The organism is Mycobacterium sp. UM_WGJ (assembly GCF_000455125.1).
Lineage (GTDB): Bacteria > Actinomycetota > Actinomycetes > Mycobacteriales > Mycobacteriaceae > Mycobacterium.
The window spans coordinates 46,803-62,788 of record NZ_AUWR01000012.1 but is presented as its reverse complement, the minus strand read 5'-3'; the positions used below and the strand labels follow the sequence as shown (position 1 = coordinate 62,788).

Annotated in this window: 20 protein-coding genes; 13 read left to right on the top strand and 7 right to left on the bottom strand. The window is 67.0% G+C overall.

Annotated features, from left to right (window positions below; translation table 11 throughout):
• Positions 1-11: 11 nt before the first annotated feature.
• Positions 12-863, top strand: coding sequence for an alpha/beta fold hydrolase (locus N416_RS0105570; protein WP_024441133.1), 852 nt, complete (start codon positions 12-14; stop codon positions 861-863).
• An 11-nt stretch (positions 864-874) separates the two neighbouring features.
• A complete protein-coding gene (locus N416_RS0105565) occupies positions 875-1,693 on the top strand; it encodes an adenylate/guanylate cyclase domain-containing protein (protein ID WP_125078721.1) in 819 nt (272 codons plus the stop codon).
• 16 nt (positions 1,694-1,709) lie between these two features.
• Here the strand turns inward: N416_RS0105565 and N416_RS23120 are convergent, their stop codons facing one another.
• Complete coding sequence (locus tag N416_RS23120; protein ID WP_152664719.1) at positions 1,710-1,871, bottom strand: hypothetical protein; 162 nt, start codon at positions 1,869-1,871, stop codon at positions 1,710-1,712.
• Between the two features lie 23 nt (positions 1,872-1,894).
• Between N416_RS23120 and N416_RS0105555 the strand changes: the two genes are divergently transcribed.
• Positions 1,895-2,587: a guanylate cyclase gene (locus N416_RS0105555; RefSeq protein WP_036457340.1), complete on the top strand. Its 693-nt coding sequence runs from the start codon at positions 1,895-1,897 to the stop codon at positions 2,585-2,587.
• Here N416_RS0105555 and N416_RS0105550 read toward each other — a convergent pair.
• Both N416_RS0105550 and N416_RS0105545 read right to left on the bottom strand, forming a co-directional pair.
• Positions 2,584-2,916, bottom strand: coding sequence for a putative quinol monooxygenase (locus tag N416_RS0105550; protein ID WP_024441130.1), 333 nt, complete (start codon positions 2,914-2,916; stop codon positions 2,584-2,586). The genes N416_RS0105555 and N416_RS0105550 overlap by 4 nt on opposite strands.
• A 5-nt stretch (positions 2,917-2,921) precedes the next feature.
• Positions 2,922-3,434 carry an OsmC family protein gene (locus N416_RS0105545; RefSeq protein ID WP_024441129.1) on the bottom strand — a complete coding sequence of 171 codons (513 nt, stop codon included), beginning with the start codon at positions 3,432-3,434 and terminating at the stop codon, positions 2,922-2,924.
• A gap of 102 nt (positions 3,435-3,536) precedes the next feature.
• Here N416_RS0105545 and N416_RS0105540 point away from each other — a divergent pair, with 102 nt between their 5' ends.
• Positions 3,537-3,890, top strand: coding sequence for a hypothetical protein (locus N416_RS0105540; protein WP_024441128.1), 354 nt, complete (start codon positions 3,537-3,539; stop codon positions 3,888-3,890).
• A 151-nt stretch (positions 3,891-4,041) separates the two neighbouring features.
• Positions 4,042-4,341 (top strand): nuclear transport factor 2 family protein, encoded by a 300-nt coding sequence (locus tag N416_RS24345; protein WP_196805100.1) that lies wholly within the window; start codon positions 4,042-4,044, stop codon positions 4,339-4,341.
• A gap of 464 nt (positions 4,342-4,805) precedes the next feature.
• On the opposite strand, the gene N416_RS23730 is transcribed toward N416_RS24345, so the two are convergent.
• Positions 4,806-6,017, bottom strand: coding sequence for an acetyltransferase (locus N416_RS23730; protein WP_369797569.1), 1,212 nt, complete (start codon positions 6,015-6,017; stop codon positions 4,806-4,808).
• A gap of 51 nt (positions 6,018-6,068) precedes the next feature.
• Between N416_RS23730 and arr the strand changes: the two genes are divergently transcribed.
• Positions 6,069-6,479 carry an NAD(+)--rifampin ADP-ribosyltransferase gene (arr, locus tag N416_RS0105515; protein ID WP_024441125.1) on the top strand — a complete coding sequence of 137 codons (411 nt, stop codon included), beginning with the start codon at positions 6,069-6,071 and terminating at the stop codon, positions 6,477-6,479.
• Here the strand turns inward: arr and N416_RS23455 are convergent.
• Together N416_RS23455 and ychF are read right to left on the bottom strand one after the other, a co-directional pair.
• On the bottom strand, positions 6,416-6,727 hold the full coding sequence (locus N416_RS23455) for a hypothetical protein (RefSeq protein WP_024441124.1): 312 nt from the start codon (positions 6,725-6,727) through the stop codon (positions 6,416-6,418). The genes arr and N416_RS23455 overlap by 64 nt on opposite strands.
• Positions 6,728-6,837: 110 nt before the next feature.
• On the bottom strand, positions 6,838-7,911 hold the full coding sequence (ychF, locus tag N416_RS0105500) for a redox-regulated ATPase YchF (protein ID WP_024441123.1): 1,074 nt from the start codon (positions 7,909-7,911) through the stop codon (positions 6,838-6,840).
• A gap of 71 nt (positions 7,912-7,982) precedes the next feature.
• On the opposite strand from ychF, the gene N416_RS0105495 reads away from it, so the two are divergent.
• The 3 genes from N416_RS0105495 (at position 7,983) to N416_RS0105485 (ending at position 11,492) form a co-directional block, all read left to right on the top strand.
• On the top strand, positions 7,983-9,161 hold the full coding sequence (locus N416_RS0105495; RefSeq protein WP_024441122.1) for a DUF6542 domain-containing protein: 1,179 nt from the start codon (positions 7,983-7,985) through the stop codon (positions 9,159-9,161).
• Positions 9,162-9,501: 340 nt separating this feature from the next.
• Positions 9,502-9,687: a hypothetical protein gene (locus N416_RS0105490; protein WP_155943324.1), complete on the top strand. Its 186-nt coding sequence runs from the start codon at positions 9,502-9,504 to the stop codon at positions 9,685-9,687.
• Positions 9,688-9,761: 74 nt separating this feature from the next.
• Complete coding sequence (locus N416_RS0105485) at positions 9,762-11,492, top strand: SulP family inorganic anion transporter (RefSeq protein ID WP_024441120.1); 1,731 nt, start codon at positions 9,762-9,764, stop codon at positions 11,490-11,492.
• An 86-nt stretch (positions 11,493-11,578) separates the two neighbouring features.
• Here the strand turns inward: N416_RS0105485 and N416_RS0105480 are convergent, their stop codons facing one another.
• Entirely contained in the window at positions 11,579-12,595 is a 1,017-nt protein-coding gene (locus tag N416_RS0105480) for a 4-hydroxy-3-methylbut-2-enyl diphosphate reductase (protein WP_024441119.1), read from the bottom strand.
• A gap of 96 nt (positions 12,596-12,691) precedes the next feature.
• On the opposite strand from N416_RS0105480, the gene N416_RS0105475 reads away from it, so the two are divergent.
• Genes N416_RS0105475 through N416_RS0105460 form a run of 4 tightly spaced genes read left to right on the top strand, consistent with a single transcriptional unit; the run spans position 12,692 to position 15,940 of the window.
• Positions 12,692-13,291 carry a lipid droplet-associated protein gene (locus N416_RS0105475; protein WP_024441118.1) on the top strand — a complete coding sequence of 200 codons (600 nt, stop codon included), beginning with the start codon at positions 12,692-12,694 and terminating at the stop codon, positions 13,289-13,291.
• A complete protein-coding gene (xseA, locus tag N416_RS0105470) occupies positions 13,288-14,544 on the top strand; it encodes an exodeoxyribonuclease VII large subunit (RefSeq protein ID WP_024441117.1) in 1,257 nt (418 codons plus the stop codon). The genes N416_RS0105475 and xseA overlap by 4 nt, the downstream gene beginning before the upstream one ends.
• Positions 14,534-14,776, top strand: coding sequence for an exodeoxyribonuclease VII small subunit (locus tag N416_RS0105465; protein ID WP_024441116.1), 243 nt, complete (start codon positions 14,534-14,536; stop codon positions 14,774-14,776). The genes xseA and N416_RS0105465 overlap by 11 nt, the downstream gene beginning before the upstream one ends.
• 54 nt (positions 14,777-14,830) lie before the next feature.
• On the top strand, positions 14,831-15,940 hold the full coding sequence (locus N416_RS0105460; protein WP_024441115.1) for an NAD-dependent epimerase/dehydratase family protein: 1,110 nt from the start codon (positions 14,831-14,833) through the stop codon (positions 15,938-15,940).
• Positions 15,941-15,986: the final 46 nt, after the last annotated feature.

Sequence of the window (15,986 nt, the reverse complement as noted above, 5' to 3'; positions counted from 1 at the left end):
ACCATCTTGAGATGCGCACAGCCCAGACCGTCGCGTACGACGGCGTCGGCGGAGTAACACTGGTCGCCGACGAATGGAACCGGGGCGCCACCGAAGCCGCCGAACATCCGACGATCGTGATGCTGCACGGCGGTGGACAGAATCGGCACTCCTGGCACAAGACCGGCCAGATCCTGGCCGACCGCGGCTATCACGTCGTCGCACTGGACACCCGCGGCCACGGCGACAGCGACCGCGCACCCAATGCCGACTACGCCATCGAGACGCTCACCGCCGACGCCGTCGCGGTGATCGACGCGATCGGCCGGCCGGTGGCCCTGATCGGGGCCAGCATGGGCGGGCTGACCGGCATTCTGGTGGCCGATGAGGCCGGCCCGCAGCGGGTGACCAAGCTGGTGTTGGTCGACGTGGTGCCGCGTTACGAGAAGGACGGCAGCGCCCGGATCCGCGACTTCATGTTCAGCCACATCGATGGCTTCGACTCCCTGGAGCAGGCCGCCGACGCGGTGGCCGCATATCTGCCGCACCGGGCCAAGCCCCGCAGTCCCGAGGGGTTGAAGAAGAATCTGCGGTTCCGCGACGGGCGCTGGTACTGGCACTGGGATCCGGCGCTGATGACCAAACCCGGCGACGATCCGGCGTTGCGCACCGAGAAGATCGAGACCGCCGCCATGGGACTGCAGATCCCGATCCTGCTGATCCGCGGCAAGCTGTCCGACGTGGTCAGCGCCGAGGGTGTCGCGGATTTCCTGTCCAAGGTCCCGGGCGCGCGTCTGGTCGAGTTGTCTGACGCCGGCCACACCGCAGCCGGTGACGACAATGATGCCTTCAGTGCGGCCGTCGTCGAGTTCGTGTCGGGCTGAATGTGTTCGGGATCGGATGGCTGACGCCGACGCTGCTGGCGGTCGGTGTGCTGGCGGCGGTGGCGGTCACCGAGGCCGTCGCCCTGGCGGTGTTGACCCGACAGTTGCGGATGGCCCGAGCCGAGATCGAGGCGCTGCGCGGTCGGGTCGACACCCGCAACCTGTTGCTGGCCGGCGGGCGTGAAGCCGTCAAGACCGTGTGGCAGACCGCGAACCTGGTGCGCAAGGAGGGGTTTGGCGCGGCTGTGCGCAGTTCGATCGAAGACCTCGCCGACTGGGCGGAAGTCGAACGTCCCGATCTGGCGCGCCTGACCCCGAATGGGCATGTGGTGGTGCTGTTCACCGACATCGAGGGTTCCACCGCGCTCAACGAGCGGATCGGCGACCGGGCCTGGGTGAAGCTGATCGCCCGGCACGACGAGATGGTGCAACGTCTGGTGAGCCAGCACGCCGGGCATGTGGTCAAGAGCCAAGGCGACGGGTTCATGATCGCCTTCGCCCAACCCGAACAGGCGGTGCGCTGCGCCATCGCGATCCAGCACGGGCTGGCTTCGCGACGCGGGCGCAAACCGCAGCACCCGATCCGGGTCCGGATCGGGGTCCACATGGGCCGTTCGGTACGCCGCGGCGATGACTTGTTCGGACGCAACGTGGCGATGGCCGCTCGGGTGGCCGCGGCCGCCGAGGGTGGCCAGATTTTGATCAGTGGGCCGGTGCGCGACGCCGTCAAGGAATGCGACGACATCGCCGTCGGTGCCGGCCGCGACGCCGAACTGAAGGGTTTCGCCGGCACGCACCGGCTCTATGCCGTCGACGCCGCCACGGAGTGATCCGCTTCAGGCCGCGTTAATCCGAGCCACCGGCCTCGGCCAGCCGCTCGTGCAGCCGGGCGCGGATCTCCTCGGGTGTGTAGGCCCGTCGCCGCCGCTGGTCTCGCACCACCAGCACTCCCCCGGCGGCGACCCCGACTACGCCCGCCAGGCCGATCCATTTCCAGATGCTGCGCACGCTCACACTTTAGGGTGCTGAGCGTGGACGAACACACCGTGACTTTGGAACGTGCGCTGGCGGAGACGCGCACCGGCGACATCTGGCTGTTCCGGGGCCGCTCCGGCCCGGACCGCGCCATCCAAACGCTGTCCAACTCTCCGGTGAACCACGTCGGGATGACGGTGGCCCTCGATGACCTGCCGCCGCTGATCTGGCATGCCGAGCTCGGCGACAAGCTGCACGACTTCTGGACCGGCACCAATCACCGTGGCGTGCAGCTCAACGACGCCCGGGCCGCCGTCGAGCAGTGGATGGGCCGCTACGAGCAGCGCTGCTGGTTTCGCCAGCTCAGCGGGACCATCACCCGCAAGCAGGAGAACCACCTGCTGCAGGCGATCGCGCGGATGGACGGCGCCGCGTTTCCCACCACCGCGCGGCTGACCGGCCGGTGGCTGCGCGGGCGGTTGCCGACGGCCAGCGACTGGACCCGGGGCATTCCGTTTCTGGACCGCAAGGTTCACGAGATCAGCCAGCGGCGCAAGGCCCGCAACAGCAAGGTCGCGTTGCAGACCGCGTACTGCGCCGAGACGGTGGCCATCACCTATGAGGAGATGGGACTGCTGTCGACCGACAAGAATTCGAACTGGTTCGACCCCGGGTCATTCTGGAGCGGCGACATCTTGCCGTTGACCCCCGGCTATCAGCTGGGCCGGGAGATCGTCGTCGTGCGTTAGGTCGGTCCGTCGACGCTCAGCTCGCCCATCAACGACCAGTCCGTCGCGTCGATCTGCTGGCTGATGATCTTCGGTGTCGACACCAGCGCCTGCGGCATGTCGGCCATGGCCTGCTTGAAGTGGTCGCTGTTGACGTGCGCGCCGCCGGCCTCGCCGTCCCGGAAGGCCTCGACGAGTACGTACTCGCATGCGTCGTCCAGGCTGCGCGACCAGTCGAACCACAGGTTGCCCGGCTCGGCACGGGTGGCCTCGGTGAAGCCGGCCACCAGCTGCGGCCAGCGCTCGGCCCACTCCGGCTTGACCGCGAACTTGACCACGATGAAGATCATCGCGGCTACTTTACCTCCAGGGTGCTGTGGACTGGGGTGACATTGGTGGTCAAATCCAGTACCGGGCAGTGCTTTTCCACCGTCTGGTGCAGTTCGCGGTAGCGCTCCTCGGTTTCCGGGCCGGTCACGGTGATGACCACCCGCACCTGCTTGAACCCGGGGCGCACCGAATCGTCCAGGCCGAAGAACCCGCGCACGTCCAGGTCGCCTTCGGCGCGCCCGGTGATCTGATCGACGGCGATACCCAGCTTCTCGGCCCAGTACCGCCAGGTGACCACCTGGCAGGACAGCAGCGATGCCAAGTAGTACTCGACCGGGTTAGGCGCGGTGTTCTCACCGCCGAGCGCCGGCGGCTCGTCCACTTCGACGCTGTACTGACCCAGGGTGACGGTGCTGGCGACCGCGTCGTGCGCGACGGCGGAGGCACGGAAGACCACCTGCGAACCGGCAGGATCGGCGGCGGCGGGGTCACTGGTGGCGGCGACGACGGCGGCCAGTTGAGTGGTGGAGGCTGTCATGGCGGTAAGGGTAGAGACCCCGGGCCGCGTCGGCGAACGTCGCGACCGCCAGGACGCCGGAAGGAATACCATTTGCCGCCGCCAGCGGCTAGCCTGAGCGACGTGGAGGTACTACGGCACGTAATAGTTCTGCTGCACATCGTCGGATTCGCGGTGACTTTCGGGGCGTTGATCGCTGAAGCCGCGGCACGGCGCTTCCAGCTCACCCCGGTGATGGACTACGGCGTGGTGCTGTCGCTGCTCACCGGGCTTGCGCTGGCTGCGCCCTGGCCAGCCGGCATCGTGCTCAACTACCCCAAGATCGGCACCAAACTGGTGATCCTGATCGCCCTCGGTGCCGTGCTGGGCATCGGCCGGGCCCGGCAGCGCAAGTCGGGTGGGGAAGCCCCTCGCCCGCTGTTCTATGCTGCAGGCGCTTTAGTGCTGACGGCCGCGGGGCTCGCCGTCATCTGGTAACCGGGTGCGGTTCAGGCATTCGATCTGACTGATCCCAATCGGGCGAAAAGCCGATACCGTCGTTAGCATGGCCGATCACGCCGGCATCCGCGCCGCGCTCATGGCGCACTGGGCGTCCTAGGATGCGAACGACTTCGACGCCGAACACCGGATCTACCGGGCCGATGCGGTCCTCGAATACCCGCAGTCGGGTGAGCGGATCCGTGGCCGCGATCGCATTCAGGCGTCGCGGGAAGCCCAGCCGAATGCCAAGCGCTTCACGGTCCGCCGCATCCGCGGCGGTGGTGATCTGTGGATCAGTGAACTGGTGCTCACCTACGACGGCCAGCCGTCGTATGTGGTGAGCGTGATGGAGTTCGTGGACGGTGTAGTCGTTCGTGAGACGCAGTATTTCGGCGATCCCTTCAGCCCGGGACCGTCTCGCGTGCAATGGGTGGAACCCCTCGACTGACCGCGGGACTTACCCGTTGAACTGGAATCCGCTGCGCTAACCGCTTCTTTCAGCCGGCACTCACCAGGGTGATGGCAATCGGCGGAAGCATCGGGCACTGATAACTACCGGTCAGCGAGCCTCGTCCAGAGTGGTCTGGCAACCGCCGGTGGTGGTGCCCGCCCACTCCCTGCCTTGCCGGTGCAGTTGCCCGGATGGCGCAATGTTCAGGCAGTCCGAACCGCACGAGCTGAGTTCCCAGTAGAAATCATCCTGTAGCCCTTGCCCGGTTACCTGGTACCGACCGCTCGGCGGATCGGCGTAGGCCGGGCCGGCCAGCACCATTGAACCGCCAGCTAACACTCCCGCCAAAATGGCAATTCGTTGACCTCGCATTTTCATCTCCATCGCGACAGTTGGGCCAACTTTTTGCCCACCTTTTCGGAGCCTAACAGCGGCTGCCGAACCTGGTGGCGGATCGCGATTTAACCGTCCGACGCGACGGCGTCGGCCTGTCGGATCAGGCCGACCAGCTTTGGAATCAACGCCACTACGTGGTCGTAATGGTCGCGCCAGTTCACCTGGGCAAGGCCTAGATAATCCTGCCCGGCCAGCTCCAGCAGGGCACGATCGTGTCCCGTCAATCTCGGTGCGACCCGTTGCGCGGCAATGTCCTTGGCGACGATCTGCCCGGTCTCGATCGTGACCAGCATGCGAGCCAAGGTCAGCAGGAAGAACCTCTCCTCGCCCGCCGGGTCGTTCATGAGCTCGGGCAACAACGCGAGCTGGGCTCGCCGGAGCCGCTCGGGCGGCACCGGCGCGACCAGATCCTCGAGCGGCTGGCCGCGCAACACCCGGCGAGCGCTCTGGGCGGTGGCCAGCAGCACCACCACGTCGGGATCGGGAACGGCAGTCGGGACGTGGCCGTCCAGCAGCTCCGCGCGCAACCATTCGCCGAATTGGAAGTCGCGGCGGGGTGTCTGCGGCAACGGATCAACGTCGGCCACGACGAGGCTGGTCAGCTCCAACGGCCGACGGTTGGCAACCTCGGGGAATTGGGCGGCATGCCCGCTCCACCCGGACACACCCAACAGAATTGCCACCAGCGACGCCCGCTCGGCCTCCGACAGCGACGTACGTGTGAGAACCAGCAGATCGACGTCGCTGTCCGGCCGCAGCCCGGCCGCGGCCGCCGACCCGTAGAGATAGGCTCCGGCCAGATCTCCCGGCCGATCCTCGTCCAGATAGCTCAGGACCGGCGTGAGCAGTGCCTCCATGTGCAGCAACGGATATGGCCGACCCGCCTCATCAAGCTCACTGCGGCCGGCGACAACAAAACCGCGCCGAACGTAGAACTCGACCGCCTGCTCGTTCTGCTCATTGACGTCCACCAAGCGGATTCCCTGCTCGGCGATCACGTGTTGGAGTAGCGCGCTTCCGACCCCGTGGCCGCGAGCGTCGGCGTGGACGAACAACATCTCCAGGTGCTCCCCCGCCGTGCCGGCGAAACCCACCGGGTCTCCGTCGATCTCAGCGACGGTGAGGCAAACGGCCGGGAAGTAGACATCGGCCAGTTGACTCTCGATGTCCGCGCGATCTGCATCAGCCAGAAAGTGGTGGGTCGCGTCGACGGCGCTGCGCCAGATCGCCACCAGCCGGGGATATTCGGCAGGCCCCACGCAGTCACGAATCCGCACCGCGGTCAGATTACCGATCGAGGGCCTCCACGCGTCGATACCCTGTAGCCGATGGACGCGATCGAGGAAGCGGGCCCGTTCTTTCACGGCACCAAGGCCCAACTGATGGTGGGTGACCTACTCAGCGCGGGCTTCCGGTCCAACTACCGGCCCGAGCTCGTGATGAACCACATCTACTTCACCGCGCTGCTCAGCGGTGCCGGGCTAGCGGCCGAGCTCGCCGCCGGCCACGGGGAACCGCGGGTGTATCGCGTGGAGCCCACTGGCGCGTTCGAGAACGACCCCAACGTCACCGACAAGAAGTTCCCCGGCAACCCGACCCGCTCCTATCGCAGCAGTGCACCGCTGCGCGTCGCCGAAGAGATCATCGACTGGCCGCGACTGACGCCCGAGGCACTTCAGGAGTGGCGTGATCGGCTGGCCGCGCTGCGCGCTGACGGGCTCGACGAGATCATCAACTGAGCGACGCTCCCGAGGACGCCGCCTCCGGCAACCGCACGCTGAAGAACGGCGGCACCGACGGCGGCCACTGCCCGGTACGGGCTGATGGCGTGCTCGATGGACAGCCGCAAGGTGTCGATCAGCCCGGTCACCTGGCGGCGCCTGGCACGAAGCTTCACCAGGTAGTGGCCTCCGACGCACGCCGCGGCCACCACCACAACAATCCACAGCACAGCCGCGACCAGGTAGATCGCCTCAACCACCGACATGAGGATGAGCCTCCCCTATCGCCGTCGCGGTGAGGTCACCGGCGAGACACACGTCGGCGACTTCGGTGTCTCCGCGTTCCTCGGCGAAGTGATCGCGTGATCTCGAGCGATCAGACGTTGAACCGGAACTCCACCACGTCCCCGTCGGCCATCACGTAGTCCTTGCCCTCCATGCGCACCTTGCCGGCGGCCTTGGCCGCAGCCATCGATCCGGCCTCGACCAGGTCGTCGTAGGAGACCACCTCGGCCTTGATGAAGCCCTTCTCGAAGTCGGTGTGAATCACCCCGGCCGCCTTGGGCGCGGTGTCGCCCTGGTGAATGGTCCAGGCCCGCGCCTCCTTGGGCCCGGCGGTCAGGTAGGTTTGCAACTTCAGGGTGTGAAAACCCGCCCGCGCCAACGCATCCAGGCCGCGCTCGCTCTGCCCGATCGACTCCAGCAGCTCCATCGCCGACTCGTCGTCGAGCTCGGCGAGTTCGGCTTCGATCTTGGCGTCGAGGAACACCGCGTCGGCCGGGGCCACCAGCTCCCGCAGCGCGGCGACCCGCGCGGCATCGGTGAGCACCGACTCGTCGGCGTTGAACACGTACAGGAACGGCTTGGTGGTCAGCAGGTTCAGCTCGCGCAGCGGCGCGGTGTCCACCCCGGCAGCGAACAGGGTCTTGCCGGTGTCGAGGATCGCCGCGGCGGCCACCGCAGCCTCGTGCATGGGCTTGCGGTCCTTGTTGTTGCGGGCTTCCTTCTCCAGCCGCGGGACCGCCTTCTCCAGGGTCTGCATGTCGGCCAGGATCAGCTCGGTGGCGATCACCTCGATGTCGGCCTCGGGGTCCACCTTGCCGTCCACGTGCACCACGTCGTCGTCGGCGAAGACCCGCACCACCTGACAGATGGCGTCGCACTCCCGGATGTTGGCCAGGAACTTGTTGCCCAGGCCGGCCCCCTCCGAGGCGCCCTTGACGATGCCGGCGATGTCGACGAACGTCACCGGCGCCGGCAGGATCCGCTCGGAACCGAAGATCTCCGCCAGCTTGGCCAGCCGGGGGTCGGGCAGCGGCACCACGCCCTCGTTCGGCTCGATCGTCGCGAACGGGTAGTTGGCGGCCAACACATCGTTGTGTGTCAGCGCGTTGAACAGGGTCGACTTACCAACGTTGGGCAACCCCACGATTCCCAGGCTCAGGCTCACGGGTAGCCAAGTCTAGAGCCCGGGGCGTGCCGCCGTGCGCCCCCGCCGCCGCCAGCCGGTACCTTCAGTGTGTGGCAGTAGCGCGGGAGAAGTCGGCAGTGGCCGCTGACCACCGTTCGATCTTGCCGAGCATCGCCGGTTTGCCGTGGTGGAGTGCGGTGGCAGTGGCGGTGGTCGCGACCGCGGTCGGAGTGGCCTTCGACGCCGGCTCCGGCGACAAAGAACTGTCCATCGTCTTCTCCGCCCTCTACGCGATGGGCTGTATCGCCGCGGTTCTCATGGTGCAGCAATCGGCGGTGTTCACCACGGTGGTCCAGCCGCCATTGATCCTGTTCGCCACCGTGCCCGGCGCGTACTGGATGCTGCGCGGCGGCGGGTTCCCGGGCCTCAAGGCCATCGTCATCAACTGCGGCTACCCCCTGATCGAACGTTTCCCGCTGATGCTGTTCACGGCCGCGGCCGTGCTGCTGATCGGGATGGTCCGGTGGTATCTGGGGATGCTGGGCGGAACCGCGAAGCGCGAGACCCGCGATAGCGAAGACGACGCCACCCCGAAGCGGGCCACATTCAGCGACCGCATCGGCGCCATGCTCACCTCGGCCCTGACCCGCAACCCCGCGCACGCCATCGAGAAGCCGGCCTCCCGCGGCGAGCGCCCGGGTCAGCGCCCGCGTCGCGCCACCGCAGAGTCCCGGCGGGCCGCGCGTGGGGGTTCTGGGGCCCGATCACGGACCCGCTCCACCGAGCGCCGCGGTGCTTCCAACGGCTCGGCGCCGACGCGTTCGCGGCACGTTCGGCCGGATCTGGATGCCCGCGCAGCGGAGCACCCGCGCCCACGCCGCCGTCCGGCAGCCGAGGGACGCGACGAACCCATCCAGCGGCGGCGACGCCCGGCTCCCGAGGCGCACGACGAACGCCAGCCCCGCCGGCGCCCGGCGCCGGACTGGCAAGACGAGCCGCGACGGCGCCCGCGCCCACCCCAGGACCCGGCGCGCTCAGCTGACCCACTGTCGAGGACTAACCGGGATCCGCATCCGCGCAGCTACCGCCCCTCCGACGCACCCGAATCGATGCCCCGGCGCCGACCGGCTCCGACGGGCGCCGAGGGGCGCGGCAACGGAACCGGCACTCGGCACCCCGTTTCCCAGGTGCGCTACCGCAGGTCAGGAGCCGACGAGGCCGACGCGGCGCCCCGCAACCGCTCGCGTCAGCCGCGCGACGGAGCCGACTCCTGGGAGTTCGACATCTAGCCAAGGCGACTCAAGCCGCTTGCGATCGGCACTTAAGCCTCGATCCGCCGATGAAACGGGGGCTGCTGAGTTGTCGAAACGACCAAAAGCCCGCGCAGCTACACCGACGCCTTGAGAAAAGCCTATTCCGATGTCTCGAACACCAAAGCTGCTCACTTGCTGTGAGCATAGCTGCCAACTTGCTGTGAATGCGATATAGCGTCGTGCCCTGCGCTCATGCCAGGAATGAACGCGTTCAAACGGGCGCTGACGGGCCTGTAACCGCGGGGTTGACCCAACCGCCCACAGGCGGATCTACGCATGTCAACCGATGCATTCGGCACGGTCCACCGTGATAGCCGTGATGACCATCAAGCTGGCGCCGGTGCGGGCCGGGCTGGGGTCGATCGTCGTATCGGCCCGACAGTTCGGCGTTTACCGCAGGGCGGATTTTCTGGTGACTGCCGTTCAAGTGGCGAATTCCGCGGCAACGGCTATCATGCGGTTTGTCCGCCCCGCCCCCCGTATTGCCGTCCTCCCGTCATGAATTCGGGTTGACGCTGCGCGTATTTCGGCAGCGCTTTACCCCCACTCTTTAAGCCGCCGCCGGAGAGCTGATCCATGCCACAGAATCTGACCGTTCCGACCGAAAAGCCGCGCAATGGTCTGGCCGGTCTCAAACATTGGCGCTATGACCTTCGGTCGGGTTTCACGGTGGCCATGATCTCGCTGCCGTTCTCGATGGGTATTGCCATCACCTCGGGCGCGCCGCCGATCTGCGGGATTGTGTCGGCGATCATCGCCGGTTTTGTCCTGCCGTTTTTGGGCGGCTCGTATGTGACCATCAGCGGCCCGGCAGCGGGACTGGCGCCGGTCCTGTTCGCCGGCATGATCACGCTGGGACAGATCCGCCTGGGCGAGGGCGCCTCGGAATCCGAGTTGCTTGCGGTGGGATACCCCCTGGTTCTGGTTGCGATCGCCATTGCGGGCGTGGTGCAGTTGATCCTTGCCAGGTTGAAGGTGGCCCGTCTGAGCGCCATCTTCCCCGCTGCGGCCATTCAGGGCATGCTGGCCGCGATCGGCCTGATGATCATCGCCAAGCAGATCCCGCTGTTTATGGGCGTGCCGTTCGAGGGCCGCGAATTCTGGGCGATCCTGGCCGAAGTTCCCCGCCATGTCGGGTCGATGAACCTTCAGGTTTTCGTCCTGGGGATCGGTTGCCTGGCGGGGCTTTTCGTGCTGACGGCGATGCCCGGGCGAATGCTGAAAGTGATGCCGCCTCCGGTCTGGGTGTTCTTCGCCGGCACGCTCGCCAGCGTATTCATCCTGAAGCTGGACAGGCACTACCTGATCAACGTCCCCAATTCGGTGATGGACGGGGTTGTCATGCCTCAGTTCGGAACCGTGCTCGCCCATCCCGAACTATGGCTGGCGCTGGCCTACCTGGTCATCACGCTGGTCTTGATCGACGGGGCCGAGTCTCTGGCCACGATCGCGGCCGTGGACAGAATCGATCCCTTTCGGCGCCGCTCGGACCCGGATCGGACCCTGCAGGCCATGGGCGCGTCTAACGTCGCCTCCAGCGCGCTCGGTGGATTGACCATCATCCCCGGCATGATCAAGAGCACCGCCAATATTCTGGGCGGCGGCCGGACCCAGTGGGCAAACTTTTACAACGCCTGCTTCCTGCTGCTGTTCGTGCTGCTGTTCAGCGACCTGATCAACATGGTCCCTTTGACCGTGTTGGCCGCCGTCCTGGTGTTCATCGGCTACAAACTGTGTAAGCCCGCGGTTTGGCTCAATGTTGCCCGGGTGGGGGCGGAGCAGTTCGCCGTCTTCGTGATCACCTTGCTCGTGACGTTGACGACGGACCTGCTCATCGGCCTTCTCGCCGGCGTCGCCGTGAAATTGGTGCTGAATTTGTGGTTGGAGAGTCTTTGGCACACGCTGCGCAACCGCTCGGATTCCGCCAATCCGACTCTTGTCGGCCGCTTGTTCAGTCTTTTCCGCAATCCCGTGTCGCAAAGGGGTTTCGATGAGGGTGCGTACCACCTGTATTTGGATGGTTCCCTGGTGTGTTTCAACCTGTTTCACGTAATTCGGGAGTTGGGGCAGTTTCCGCCGGATACACAGACGGTGCAACTGCACTTGAGCTGGCGCGTGCCCCTCGTCGATCACACGACGAATGAGACCCTTCGATATTTCCTGGAGGAGTTCAGCGGCCAGGACGACAGTCCGACGCTGGTGATTGAGGGATGGGACCGCATGCGGCCTCTTTCCAATCACGAGACAAGTACGCGGATCGCCCTGGCCAACCTCGATGCGTTAGAGAGTCCCAAAACAACGGATTGACGGCCGACAACTCCGCGTGTGATTGCGATGCTGAGCCGATGGCGCCGACCCGCAGCGCAGGGTTGACGCCGCGCCGGCGATCGGCGCTACCGGCGGCTCGGCCGGATCTCGCGCGGCAACGCGAACACCAAGGTCTCGTTGGCGGTGGCCACCGGGTACACAGTCCCGTAGCCGTACTCGCCGAGACGCTCCAGCACACCGCGGACCAGGATCTCCGGCACCGACGCACCCGAGGTGACGCCGATGGTCTGCACCTCGCCGGCCTCGGGAGCCAGCCACGCCGGGTCGATGTCTTCGGCGTAGTCGACCAGGTGGGCCGCGCGGGCACCGGCACCCAGCGCCACCTCGACCAGTCGGCAGGAGTTCGAGGAGTTCCGCGAGCCCACCACGATCACCAGCTCGCACTCCGGGGCCATCGCCTTGACCGCGGTCTGGCGGTTCTGGGTGGCGTAGCAGATGTCGTCGCTGGGCGGATCCTGCAGGTTCGGGAACCGTTCACGCAGCTTGAGCACTGTCTGCATGGTCTCGTCGACGCTGAGCGTGGTCTGCGACAGCCACACGATCTTGTTCTCGTCGCGGACGGTCACCGCGGCTACCGCATCTAAGCCGTCGACCAGCTGCACGTCGTTGGGCGCCTCGCCGATGATCCCGACGACCTCTTCGTGGCCGGCGTGGCCGATCAGCAGAATGTCGTAGCCGTCTCGGGCGAACCGCTTGGCCTCGTTGTGCACCTTGGTCACCAGGGGGCAGGTCGCGTCGATCACCCGCAGGTTGCGGTCCGCGGCCGACTCGTGCACGGTCGGCGCCACGCCATGCGCGGAGAACACCACGATCGCGCCTTCGGGGACCTCGTCGGTCTCGTGCACAAAGACCGCGCCCTTGTTCGTCAAGGTGTCGACCACATGCTTGTTGTGCACGATCTCGTGCCGCACGTATACCGGGGCGCCGTGCTTCTCCAGCGCCCGCTCGACGGTCTCGACTGCCCGGTCCACGCCCGCGCAGTACCCGCGCGGCTCCGCCAGCAGCACCCGCTTGCCCGCGGGGGCGCCGTTCACCCGTGCTGCTGAACTGTAGGCGATCTCCACGTCGACGGTTTCGGGCATGGCAACCAGCGTACGGTCTGCCGACACGAGACCGCCAGCTCGCGTCATGCCGGTCAATACTTGGAGATGACCGGCGGGTAAGGCAGGCTGGGGGCCATGGCAACTGCACCCTTTGGAGTCCGGCTTCTGGTCGGCGCGGCCACCGTCGCGGTCGAAGAGACCCTGAAGCTGCCGCAAACCATCCTGACCTACCCGATGACGCTGGCCAGCCAGGCCGCGCACGCGGTGATGCGCTGGCAGCAGGGTGTCGCCGAGCTGGTGAACAAAGGCGACACCACTCTCGAGTCGCTGTTCCCGCCGAAAGACGAGCAGCCGGAGTGGGCAACCTTCGATGACGACATCGAGGACCGTTTCGACGGCGGTGCCGCGGTCTTCGACGACGACGACGCCGACCCACGCACCGAAGGGCGCTTCGCCCTGTATTCGTTCAGCGAAGACGGGGCCACCCCGCCGAGCGCACCCGCCGACGCGGCCCCGGCCGGCCGCAACGGGGCCGCGGACTCTGCCGTGCCCACCCCCGACCTGGTCGATGAGCTCGATTACGGCTCGTTGACCCTGGCCCAGCTGCGGGCCCGGCTGGCCTCGCTCAGCCTCGACGAGCTGGAGACCCTGCTCGCCTATGAAGAGGCCACCAAGGCCCGGGCACCGTTCCAGACGCTGCTGGCCAACAGGATCACCCGCACCACCGCGAAGTGACCGCCCCCGCGCCGGGCGAATCCGCCGAAAACCCGTTCCCGGTCCGCGCGGTTGCCATCCGGGTCAAGGGCTGGATCGACCGGCTGGGTTCGGTGTGGGTGGAAGGGCAGCTCACCCAGATCAACCTGCGCCCGGGCGTGCGGACCGTGTTCATGGTGTTGCGCGATCCGGCCGCCGACATGTCCCTGACCGTGACGTGCAGCCCCGAAATGGTGGCTTCGTCGCCGGTCAAACTGACCGAAGGCACCCAGGTGGTGGTCTGCGGTAAACCCAACTTCTACACCGCCCGGGGCACCTTCTCGCTGCGCCTGAGCGAGATCCGCGCCGTCGGGATCGGTGAACTGCTGGCGCGCATCGAGCGGCTACGGCGGCTGCTGGACGCCGAGGGATTGTTCGATCCGCGCCTGAAGCGGCCGCTGCCGTTCCTGCCAGGCACCATCGGGCTGATCACCGGTCGTGCCAGCGCCGCCGAGCACGACGTCATGACGGTAGCCGGCACCCGGTGGCCGGCGGTGCGCTTCGCGGTGCGCAACACCGCCGTGCAGGGACCGACCGCCGTCGCCCAGATCGTCGAGGCGCTGCGCGACCTGGACGCCGACGAAGCCGTGGAGGTGATCGTGCTGGCCCGCGGCGGCGGCAGCGTCGAGGATCTGCTGCCGTTCTCCGACGAAACCCTGTGCCGGGCCATCGCGGCGTGCCGCACCCCGGTGGTCAGCGCGATCGGCCACGAACCCGACAGCCCGTTGTGCGATTTGGTCGCTGACCTGCGCGCGGCCACCCCCACCGACGCGGCGAAGCGGATCGTTCCGGACGCCGCCGCCGAACAGGCGCTGGTCGATGACCTGCGGCGACGCAGTGCGCAGGCGGTACGTAACTGGGTGGTGCGTGAGGACCGCGTGCTGATGCAGCTGCGCAGCCGACCGGTGTTGGCCGACCCGCTGCGCGCGCTGACCGAGCGCGGCGAGGAGGTCCAGCGCGCCCTGGCCGCGGTGCGCCGCGATGTCACCCGGCTGATCGCCGTGCAAAGCGAACGGCTGGGGCATCTGGCGGCGCGGCTGGCTACCCTGGGCCCGGCCGCGACATTGGCGCGCGGGTACGCGGTCGTCCAGACTGTCGGCGCAGCGGGGCCGCACGTACTGCGGTCGGTCGACGATGCGGCGGCCGGGACCCGACTGCGAATCCGGGTGGCCGACGGGGCCGTGGCGGCGACGAGTGAGGGGCGACTTCTTGAAGGACCCAGCGATGGCAGCTGAGCAAGCCGATCCGGTGACACCCGTTAGTGAGCTCGGCTATGAGCAGTGCCGCGACGAGCTGATTGACGTGGTGCAGCGTCTGGAGCAGGGCGGAATGGATCTCGACGCGTCACTGAGCCTGTGGGAACGGGGCGAGCAGCTGGCCAAGCGGTGTGAAGAGCACCTGGCCGGAGCCCGGCGCCGGGTGCAGGAAGCGCTGGACGCCGAGCCCGCCGACGACGACCGCGGGTGACCTCCCCCTGGGCAAGACCACGGGAACTGAAACACGTTCAGTTATGCTCGCCCGATGGGTGATCCATCACTGACTACGGAACTCGGCCGGGTACTGGTCACCGGGGGCTCCGGCTTCGTAGGAACCAACTTCGTCAGGACACTGCTGGAACGCGGCTACCAGGTGCGCTCCTTCGACCGCGCACCGTCGAGCCTGCCCGACCACCCGAACCTGGAGAAGCTCGAAGGCGACATCTGCGACCCTCCGACGGTGGCAGCGGCGGTCGCCAACATCGACACCGTGTTCCACACCGCGGCCATCATCGATCTGCAGGGCGGTGCCAAAGTCACCGACGAGATCCGCCGGCGCAGTTTCGCGGTCAACGTCGACGGCACCAAGAATCTGGTCCAGGCGGCACAGCGGGCCGGGGTGAAGCGGTTCGTCTACACCGCCTCCAACAGTGTGGTGATGGGCGGCAAAGCCATCTCAGGCGGTGACGAAACCATGGCCTACACCACCAAGTTCAACGACCTCTACACCGAGACCAAAGTGGTCGCCGAGAAGTTCGTGCTGGGCGAGAACGGCATCGACGGCATGCTCACCTGTGCGATCCGGCCGTCGGGCATCTGGGGCGACGGTGACCAGACCATGTTCCGCAAGCTGTTCGAAAGCGTGGTCGCCGGTCACGTCAAAGTTCTCATCGGCAGTAAACGAGCCAAGCTCGACAACTCCTACGTGCACAACCTGATTCACGGCTTCATCCTGGCCGCCGAGCACCTGGTTCCCGGCGGATCGGCGCCCGGTCAGGCCTACTTCATCAACGACGGCGAACCGATCAACATGTTTGAGTTCGCGCGGCCGGTCGTCGAAGCGTGCGGCGAGCACTGGCCCCGGCTGCGGGTTTCCGGACGCATGGTGCGCGACGTGATGTTCGCCTGGCAGTGGCTGCACTTCCGCTTCGGCCTGCCCGAACCGATGTTGGAACCCGGTGCGGTGGAGCGGCTTTACCTGAACAACTACTTCTCGATCGCCAAGGCCGGCCGCGACCTCGGCTACCGGCCGCTGTTCACCACCGAGCAGGCGATGGCCGACTGCATGCCGTACTACAAAGAGCTGTTCGAGCGGGTCAAGGCCGAGGCCCAGCCGCACCTGGCGACCGTGGTCGCCGAGCCGCACCCGGAGTAGCGCCCCTCTTCGCGAAAGCCGCTATCCCGCCGTGGGCCACGGTGAC

Bases quoted from the DNA above. Each gene is read 5' to 3' on its own strand.
- N416_RS0105550 (WP_024441130.1), bottom strand. From the start codon at position 2,916: ATGATCTTCATCGTGGTCAAGTTCGCGGTCAAGCCGGAGTGGGCCGAG.
- arr (WP_024441125.1), top strand. From the start codon at position 6,069: ATGGACGCGATCGAGGAAGCGGGCCCGTTCTTTCACGGCACCAAGGCC.
- N416_RS0105545 (WP_024441129.1), bottom strand. From the start codon at position 3,434: ATGACAGCCTCCACCACTCAACTGGCCGCCGTCGTCGCCGCCACCAGT.
- N416_RS0105475 (WP_024441118.1), top strand. From the start codon at position 12,692: ATGGCAACTGCACCCTTTGGAGTCCGGCTTCTGGTCGGCGCGGCCACC.
- N416_RS0105460 (WP_024441115.1), top strand. From the start codon at position 14,831: ATGGGTGATCCATCACTGACTACGGAACTCGGCCGGGTACTGGTCACC.
- N416_RS0105485 (WP_024441120.1), top strand. From the start codon at position 9,762: ATGCCACAGAATCTGACCGTTCCGACCGAAAAGCCGCGCAATGGTCTG.
- N416_RS23455 (WP_024441124.1), bottom strand. From the start codon at position 6,727: ATGTCGGTGGTTGAGGCGATCTACCTGGTCGCGGCTGTGCTGTGGATT.
- N416_RS0105465 (WP_024441116.1), top strand. From the start codon at position 14,534: ATGGCAGCTGAGCAAGCCGATCCGGTGACACCCGTTAGTGAGCTCGGC.
- N416_RS0105480 (WP_024441119.1), bottom strand. From the start codon at position 12,595: ATGCCCGAAACCGTCGACGTGGAGATCGCCTACAGTTCAGCAGCACGG.
- N416_RS0105570 (WP_024441133.1), top strand. From the start codon at position 12: ATGCGCACAGCCCAGACCGTCGCGTACGACGGCGTCGGCGGAGTAACA.